Source organism: Alteromonas sp. BZK5 (genome assembly GCF_014349115.1).
Lineage (GTDB): Bacteria > Pseudomonadota > Gammaproteobacteria > Enterobacterales > Alteromonadaceae > Alteromonas > Alteromonas macleodii.
Genome location: NZ_JACSOE010000114.1, coordinates 1 through 8,150, shown reverse-complemented (window position 1 = coordinate 8,150; position 8,150 = coordinate 1). Strand labels below are relative to the sequence as shown.

The window sequence follows — 8,150 nt, the reverse complement described above, 5'->3', positions numbered from 1 at the left end:
GTTTATGGCCAAGGCTCCAATGAACGCTGTAATTACGTGGCCGGCTCTAAAGGAAATGGAAGTTCAGGGTGTGGAGGGAAATCTCGCTTCGGTTGTTTTGTTTGCGGAAAAAATCCAAATGATAAAACCGGTGAAAGCCTCATGAGATATGAGCGGTGGCGAGTACTAGGCGCTGAAATGCAGGTTCGACTGCATGACTATATGGCGCGTTTATCGACAGATATGAAACATCGAGCATTTCATGCACGTGCTGTTGATCAAGCGGGTGGTTTTCATGTGGCATTACAACCAAATGTTATGAAACCCCAAATTCTAAGTAAGTTAGTTAGACTGTCAGCACGTATTTCTGTAGTTAATCAAAAACAGACAGAGATAATGCGCCATCACGTTGCTAACGGCACGACAAACGAGCATCCGGGCGTTAAGTGTATTGCTAACGACCCAACACTGAATGATAAAGAGAAAGAGCAACTCACTTCAATGTACATTGAGGCTGTTTCAGAACAGCCTATGAGCCAAATTCTCGGTGAAAAGCATGCTATGTATCTTTCAATGCGCTGGGCTCTTGATGGTATTGGTGTGGGCTTTGCTCCTTTGGCAATCTATCATGAAACGCTGGCTGAAGCAGAACGTGGAGAATGGATAAACTGGTTGTCTCCAAAATTCCCCGCGCTGAACAAGGAACTGTTAGAGCAGGGTATCCGTCCTATGCCCACCAGCGAAGAATCTGCGACACCGCAAGCTCGCTTTCACCCTCTGTTAAAAGCAGATTTAGACGTACAAAAATTTGTGCAAAGTAATACCAAGCTCTCAGATTTTTGGGTTCGCCCATTTGACGAGACAGATGTGCTAGAAGCGGATTTTAACCCGTTTCTTGAAGATGCATACCTAACGAATGCTCCGGTTAAAGCGATAGCGTCATGTCTCTTTGACTTAGACCAGCTAAAAGTTACATCTAATATCGCGATTGATGATTTGCAGGTGGATGGCTTGAAAGTGGGCAACGTCAGTCTAGAGCGACGTTTGAATAAAGAAATGAGTAACGTCTTTACCCGTCAGCTGGATGCTGCCCTCGATAAGCTCACAGAAAGAACGACGTCTAATAAAGTGGTATTGGAATTTCTTACGTCGTTACCGGGGCTGGCCGTTTCAAAAGCTGAATTGAATAACAAATTACACATCTCCGCAGTTGTGTCAGCTGCTATCCCAGGGCTTAATCGCGTGCAGGTTCCTGCTGGTGTTCGCATTAAAGCCACGAAGCACCGCTTATCTTCTGAGTCAGAACGTGTGAAAAAATATGAGAAAACATCACGGAAACGCGTATCGATAAAGCAAGCGGATGGAAGCAAAAAAATTGAAGCAGGCTTGATGAGCCTAGCGTTTTATAACCCTCGCTATCAATCTACGTTGGGTATGTCTTATCAAAACTATGTCCGTCAGTGGGAGTTAGACTTTGCGACAGAACAACGCAAGGCTATGCCTACTGTGGATAATATTGATAAAGCCTTGAACGAATTGTCTGGCCGGATTGATTTTGACCACCAGCAATATCAGTACTGGGTATCCCGTGGTGGAGTTCAGCGCGCCTTAGATATTTACTATAGCCATGTTGAGTCTCGCATTAAGCGCCGCCGCACTCTGGATGTGAAACGAGTGCGTTATTATTCTGGCGCTGGGCAGGTTATCAACGAATGTTTAGGTGCTGGTATCGCGGTAGATAAGTCGTACTTTCCGACACTTAGAGAAAAGATTTGTAGAACACAGCTTTTCGCAGAATTGGGATTTTTTCGCTTTCAATCTTATTCATTAGCTCAAATAGATGCTGAGCCTATGGTTAAAAGCATGGAGGAATACCGAAGCTTTAAAGCCTCGTACATTCTTGAGTTGCGTAAATTGCGTAATAAAGATCGTGCTCGCATCAGAGAAGAGCGCGTCCTGCTCCAATCTGGACAGTACAGCAGCACTGTGGCGAAATACGCCGAGGAATTGTCCTCAAAGCGGCTTAGTACACTTAAATTGGCACTTGGCGCTGTGATAGAAGAAGTGAAGTATCACTTGGGGGTAGATGTTATCAACCCTGAATCTCAATCTGTGGTTCGCGCTCGTCAAGCAGGGCAGACCGCTTTGCAATTAATGTCTGGTGCGTCTTCGGTTAAACAACTATTGACAGAACTCGTACCAAACGATATCTACATGTACCTAAAAAAATCAGAACAACTTTCTGAGATAGTTGAGTCTGGGGCCGCACACCTTCAAGATGTTGTTGACGCGATATGTGATGCACGTCGAGAATTGAATTCTGTATTTTCACAGCATCAAGCCCTTCGGGCAGATAAATCACACTGGATCCACCAAGTTCGTTGGCATGGTCTGCTTCTAGGCGAGGGTGAAGCATATCAAAAGTATGTTAATCCAGTCTTAGAGATGTTGCAGAAAGACGTGATGGAGCCTAACTGCACATTGCTTAATGAATCCCTGCAGTTACGTCGTGCTATGGCGATACAGGGTGAGCAATTGTCGTTGTTTGCTTAACAAGGAAAAATTAAAGTGAGTGAAATGAAACCCGCACCTCAGGAACAGTTTATGGTGTTAAAGGATATGAGGCATTTGCTATCACAGGCCAAGACGTATTTATTGACAACAAGACCGGGGGTGCTGCATACCAATAGGTATATCGATACAGGTTGGGTGAAAATGGAGTTTGATTTCACTGTTCAGTCGGAGGGCTTTTTGACGTGTTTTATTGTCCGACCAATTCGACAAACAAGTGACCTAATAAGACTGAGGAAGCTGCTTGAGGACGTTCGGGAGCTGGTAGATTCAGGCATCAAGCGTCAGGGGATTCCATTCTCACTAGAGCTGATCATAGATCTCAATAGTGACGACGTCACCAAGTCAGATGTTACGCAAATTACAAAGCACTTCTCTTTTGTAAAAAAATCGATTTTCTTTTCTTTCGATAAGGAAAAAGCTATTCACTAGTTAAAAATCTTTCAAAAGGGAAACGCTGTTTTAGAAGCCTTATGATAGTAACTAATACACTTCGTTTTCTCCTTTGAAATGGAATGAATCTATGGCTTTCTACGTTCTGATTTTTTTAATTTGTATTTTTGTAGCTGTCGGCTGTGGCACCGCGCTGGGTAGACTTGGGTGCTACACTGAAAGTAATAACAATGAATAGGGCAAGCTTTTCAGGCTCTTCCTGATAACCATTTAAACGCCATCACTGGTGCATAATTCCTTAGACTCAAATAATAGCGCACCTCGGTCTCACTGGTAATCTATTACTATCGATAACACATACCCGCAGGTGCTTATGTCTAAGTTAGCAATGATGAAAGAACGTTTTATTAATGAGCCAACCTTTCATTCTCAACTTCCATTTACTTTTGACAATGGCTTTTTGGTTGAAGACATCATGGGTGAATGCGAGCAATGCGGTGAGACTATATGCGGTGATTTTGCTCGCGGAAACCTTAATACGGCTTATACCAATACGTTAGTCTTTGATGGTCACTGTCTTTGTCAAACGTGCCTGACCATTTTTCCCGTAAACGGTCGTATCAAAGAGCATAAAACCAATGCTAAATTTGAGTATATACACAAGGGCCGGTGGGTATATAAAACGTTTGAAAACTAATCCTTATGGCGTCGGATTAAGGCTAACTTAAAAAGGTTCTGTTTTCCTTTTTAGCACTAGAGTCATTTAGCTATAGCTTCTTTGGCTCGAGGAAGTAAGATATGCAACAGGCAATTATCCAGAGTGTTGCTATCCAGAAAGCCGTAAGCATTAAATAACCGACTAATGTTGGTCCACTCCACCCCATCCAAAACTCCCATTACTGGTGGTAATAGAATCACACCAATGGTCGGGATAACACAGTGCAAAATTTTACTTTACTGGCTTTGCGCAATGGGAGTATCCCTCTTATTAATATATCCGAAGTAGCGAACTCGCTCTTATCGTCTGGCTGCGCTCAACACACTCATCAAAATACTCATAGTCGTGCTGATTAATAAAACGCACACAAGTCCAATAAAAGCAGCACTGACGCAAACTTGTAAGCCTTTGTTTAACATTACCAAGCCAAGATGCACAATTGGCATTACCGTATACGGCGTCATGGCGACAAATACACATAAGATAGCTACGAGAACCGCTACGAATAAACCGTGTATAAGAAGGACTTTAATGTCTTGGTAGCTTGGCATCATTGTGAGTGAGATGACGATATAAAGGTACACACACATCACACCTTTCCACCAAGAAATTGCCATAACCTCAGCGGTAACCACGCTGATGTACTCAATGAAGCTTTTAAAATCCCATAGGCTCGGTACAGCCATCACATCACTCACGTTGAGATAGCTAATCAGTTTGAGCAATCCGATTAACGCCAAAGCGCCGATAGGAAGAGGTGCGAGGGAAGTTAAGACAATGCCGATAGAGCTTAGTAGACTCGGCCTGTAAGAATAAACAACATGCCCTAAAACGTTGGGAGCTGTGTTATTGGGAAGCAGATACATCCTCACTTTGCTGAAGCCACTCAGAACAGCACATACATAGTGCGCTAATTCATGAAGTAAAACACCAGGTGCCAGACAAATGCGGATTATCTTGCGGCCGAAGCCGCCGGCCACCACAAATCGAAAGCTCAACGCCTCGAATAGGTACAGCAACATGACAAGAAGCAAAAACAATCCTACATCACTAAAAATATCTCGCTGCAGTGTTACTTGCTTAGCCATGTCAAGGAGTGAAGCATAGATGGAGCCGTAACTATCTACCACCAGATTAATTTTGTAGTTATGTAGGACCCGATAGCCATTGCTACACCCGTCACGACGAGATTATCAGTAGCAGTTAATCCAGCAATACCCATATAGATGCATAAATTGGCGCCAACAATGGTCAAAATTTTCATAGTGTTTCTCTTTGATGTTTTGCTAAAGAGTATTATTTATTGCCCAATCGAAGAAAATTAACACCTAATTCTTGTAAGTATTTATTTCACCAGATGACTAGTTAGGGGGGAGGGAGAAATGGCTAGATAGCTCTTTGTAGTTTGAAAGGTAGATAGACACACGCATAGAGGGTCGTTAATAGAAATGTCAGGATGCTAAAGCCACTTGCGAACCGTAATATCTCTATCAGCGTTAAACTTGCCCCAGAAAGAAGTAGTCCAACAACGAAAAAAGTCAGGGTTGTCGTGGCCATTATGCGGTCACCATAGACTTTGAATGCTTCTATACCACTTAGCTGCATTATACCCTCTTCATTAGAATACAAAGTTGATAACTGACCAATATTGACGACGTCACTCAAACAGTCATAACAATTGGAAAATACAAGAAACCGATACTCAAATTCTAATCCTTTATTAATTTGAAGGCTGTTCGTTTCACAGCAAGGATAATAGTTTTCTGCAAAGTCTGCAAAACCGTTTCAAGTTTTCTTTTTCATGAAGATATTACCGTATGTGTTCCACTACGTATTTATTGACCTGGCATTACTGTTTAACTTATAAAGTGAATCAATGTAAGGTTCGGAGAAGACTAACGAAATTCGATATTAATCGTTGTTGAAGAAAACGATTTTTAGCGTGGAGGCAGTGAATAATACGCCAATACATTCTGGGTATGTTTCGTTAACGGCCACAAAAAGCTTAGTTATTGAGAAAGGGGAAAATATGTTCGAGAAGGGAAGTGGCTCAAGAGAACTACTTAAATTACTGATTCCAATACTTTTGCTGGTTTTTACAGCGGTTTTGGTAACCATTGTTTTTGTTATATTGTATCGCGGGTTAGAAATAACTGAAGAATGGAAAATCGTGTTCGCGCAAACTATAGTTATTTGGCTAGGGCTATTTTCGTATAACAAAGCTGATAGCTATTTCACAAAGGAAACAGAGACCAAAATCGAGAGTTTTATTAATGCAGGAGAGCCTAAAGGATTTACTTTCGAAGTGTTGATGAGTTTTATAAGCAATTTAACCATCTCCGGCTTAGCGCTCACATTAGCTAAATCATTAGTAAATAAAAACATAGACCATTTGGCATTAGACTTCTTTGTTGTCTATCCACTAATTGCTTTTGCAATATTGTTGTCATTAATGAGTGTAATCAACTTTGCGTATCACTCAGTAAGTAAAGATATAAGTACGAAAAATTTGATTTTTTTGTCCGTACCAATGCTACTTATTTCTTTCGGAATACCTATATTGGTTGCTATGACTTAAATGTTCAGTATGTAACAAGCTGCTATGCACTGTTTCCCCAAGGTGAATTGTAAGTCAAGTGTGCGACAAAGAACCCCATTAAACAGGTCTTGATGTTTAATTGCGTCTGAAATTGTTAACTATCATAGTAAAGTGGCCAGAGGGAGCCCTGCACTACAGGGCTCTTTAACAAACTGATTTTTTACTTCCAACGGATTAGCTCATCGAGACAGGAACTCTTTTGGTAATTCTATCTCGTCACCAAACTTACCCCTTACCAATGCTCGCATAGTAGCGATTAAAGGCGTTTCTCCACGACACCACGCTAGACCAGTGCCCGCTTGGAATTTGTTTGGGTTTCCTGCGGCACATCCATGATAGCAAGAAGGGTAGATGTTATGTTTTTCTATAATGGGCCCAGCTTGTGACCAAATGGTAGAGGGGGAATACTCCGCACCAATTACCTGATAAATAGGTTTTTTCGGGTCTCGTTCATCCCAAATCCAAAAAACTGCATTAGCACCGTTCTTAAACCCCATCGGGTCAAATGCAATACACTTCGCTTCACACACTGCCACGGCCCAGTCAAGAGCAGCACCTTTTAAGTTATTAACGGGTACCATATTGAACTCCCAAGTCATATAATTGCTTACGCTTATTAGACGCTCTGTTTATTCACTGGCGTAACGTGTTAAAGGTGAACAAGTTAAGACATCAACACTGATTTTTCCCACTGAGTCAGCGGTTTTTAGTGACTTGATCTCACCGTCGATTTCATCTTGGTTACCAACTATAACTTTATGCCATTGGCGTCTTTCTGAATCCCATGTGCAACCAAGCTTTTTGAGTGCATCTTTAGCTGCAAAACGGCTGTTAACCCTCAAGTCTGAAATAGGGGTGTTATAGGCTTTAAGGATACGCTGCAGGGCTGTTTTTTCTGTATGAAGGACAAAGGCGGTCGCTAAACAGTCTTCACAGGCTCGGTGCGCTGTGAAGAAATAACCTTGTTTGAAAGCCAGATAACCCAATGCATTAGACTCATAGCCAAGTGTTCGCCAGTCTACATCTTTAATTGAGCATGCCCACGGGATTGAAAGGGCAGAATAACCCAGAGCATTAATATGATTATCGATGAAGCTGCGGTCGAACTTTGCGTTGTGTGCAACAATAAGATCAGCGCCTTTAAAAACAGAACTGATAATATCCATGCTAATTGTATGACCTTTAACATCACTGTCAGTAATTCCAGTAATTCGGGTTATATCATCATCAATAGGCGCTTTTGGCTCATTGTAATATGCTCCCATGCGCTCAACGTTGACAATGTTGCCATTAGATATATCAACGCTCATTGATACAAACCCAAGCTCTATAATTTCGTCAAGCTTGGCGTCAAGGCCGGTGGTTTCACAGTCTACTATGCAAACATTAATGGTTTCGCCAACAGCCTCGTTGAGCGTCACGGGTAGCTTCCATTTCATTGCAGGAAGAATTTCTAACAATAGAAAGTCACTTGGGCGGTGATTTATTTCAGCGATCTGGGTTTGAGAGAGCATGGCGTATTTCCTTGATGGGTAAAGATGTAACCATCTTAAACCCATCAACTAGCCTCGCTACTTATCCGTTTTGAAGGGAGCCGGAAGATTACAAGCGTTGTGCATTCTATTTACAACACGATATTCCTTTGGGGGATGATTTAGTTGGTACTTTGCCAATAAGCCGTCAAAAGCCGTGAGATAAACACACCGATAGCTTTGAAGTGGCGGCATCCAATGGGCAGGGCCTGAGTCTGATTTTTGGCGATTTAGTTTAGCAGACACGATGAGGATATTTTGCAAGTCATTGGCAAAAAGTTGCTTCTTTCTCTTTGACCAATCAGCGCCTCCGTTTTTGTGGGCAAACGATAAAGGAATGATGTGGTCAGCATCTATT

8 protein-coding genes are annotated in these 8,150 nt (G+C 42.1%); 4 read left to right on the top strand and 4 right to left on the bottom strand.

Annotation, left to right across the window (positions count from 1 at the left end; translation table 11 throughout):
* The first annotated feature begins 177 nt into the window (after positions 1–177).
* The 3 genes from BIZ39_RS19235 to BIZ39_RS19225 all read left to right on the top strand — a co-directional run bounded on the left by BIZ39_RS19235 (position 178) and on the right by BIZ39_RS19225 (position 3,640).
* Positions 178–2,532 (top strand): hypothetical protein, encoded by a 2,355-nt coding sequence (locus BIZ39_RS19235; RefSeq protein ID WP_187447765.1) that lies wholly within the window; start codon positions 178–180, stop codon positions 2,530–2,532.
* Positions 2,533–2,547: 15 nt separating this feature from the next.
* Entirely contained in the window at positions 2,548–2,982 is a 435-nt protein-coding gene (locus BIZ39_RS19230) for a hypothetical protein (protein WP_187447764.1), read from the top strand.
* 334 nt (positions 2,983–3,316) lie between these two features.
* A complete protein-coding gene (locus BIZ39_RS19225; RefSeq protein ID WP_187447763.1) occupies positions 3,317–3,640 on the top strand; it encodes a hypothetical protein in 324 nt (107 codons plus the stop codon).
* A gap of 320 nt (positions 3,641–3,960) precedes the next feature.
* Here the strand turns inward: BIZ39_RS19225 and BIZ39_RS19220 are convergent, their stop codons facing one another.
* Entirely contained in the window at positions 3,961–4,749 is a 789-nt protein-coding gene (locus BIZ39_RS19220) for a hypothetical protein (protein WP_187447762.1), read from the bottom strand.
* Between the two features lie 941 nt (positions 4,750–5,690).
* On the opposite strand from BIZ39_RS19220, the gene BIZ39_RS19215 reads away from it, so the two are divergent.
* Positions 5,691–6,239: a hypothetical protein gene (locus BIZ39_RS19215; RefSeq protein ID WP_187447761.1), complete on the top strand. Its 549-nt coding sequence runs from the start codon at positions 5,691–5,693 to the stop codon at positions 6,237–6,239.
* Positions 6,240–6,439: 200 nt separating this feature from the next.
* Here the strand turns inward: BIZ39_RS19215 and BIZ39_RS19210 are convergent, their stop codons facing one another.
* The 3 genes from BIZ39_RS19210 to BIZ39_RS19200 all read right to left on the bottom strand — a co-directional run.
* On the bottom strand, positions 6,440–6,841 hold the full coding sequence (locus BIZ39_RS19210; protein ID WP_187447760.1) for a phage protein NinX family protein: 402 nt from the start codon (positions 6,839–6,841) through the stop codon (positions 6,440–6,442).
* A gap of 48 nt (positions 6,842–6,889) precedes the next feature.
* Positions 6,890–7,774, bottom strand: coding sequence for a 3'-5' exonuclease (locus tag BIZ39_RS19205; RefSeq protein WP_187447759.1), 885 nt, complete (start codon positions 7,772–7,774; stop codon positions 6,890–6,892).
* 57 nt (positions 7,775–7,831) lie between these two features.
* Positions 7,832–8,150: DUF1524 domain-containing protein (locus tag BIZ39_RS19200; RefSeq protein ID WP_187447758.1), on the bottom strand; the 319-nt coding region annotated here is incomplete at its 5' end.

What these genes read in the sequence shown, in the direction of transcription:
- BIZ39_RS19225 (WP_187447763.1), top strand. Translation starts at nt 3,317, where the DNA reads ATGTCTAAGTTAGCAATGATGAAAGAACGTTTTATTAATGAGCCAACC.
- BIZ39_RS19205 (WP_187447759.1), bottom strand. Translation starts at nt 7,774, where the DNA reads ATGCTCTCTCAAACCCAGATCGCTGAAATAAATCACCGCCCAAGTGAC.
- BIZ39_RS19210 (WP_187447760.1), bottom strand. Translation starts at nt 6,841, where the DNA reads ATGGTACCCGTTAATAACTTAAAAGGTGCTGCTCTTGACTGGGCCGTG.
- BIZ39_RS19215 (WP_187447761.1), top strand. Translation starts at nt 5,691, where the DNA reads ATGTTCGAGAAGGGAAGTGGCTCAAGAGAACTACTTAAATTACTGATT.
- BIZ39_RS19220 (WP_187447762.1), bottom strand. Translation starts at nt 4,749, where the DNA reads ATGGCTAAGCAAGTAACACTGCAGCGAGATATTTTTAGTGATGTAGGA.
- BIZ39_RS19235 (WP_187447765.1), top strand. Translation starts at nt 178, where the DNA reads ATGCAGGTTCGACTGCATGACTATATGGCGCGTTTATCGACAGATATG.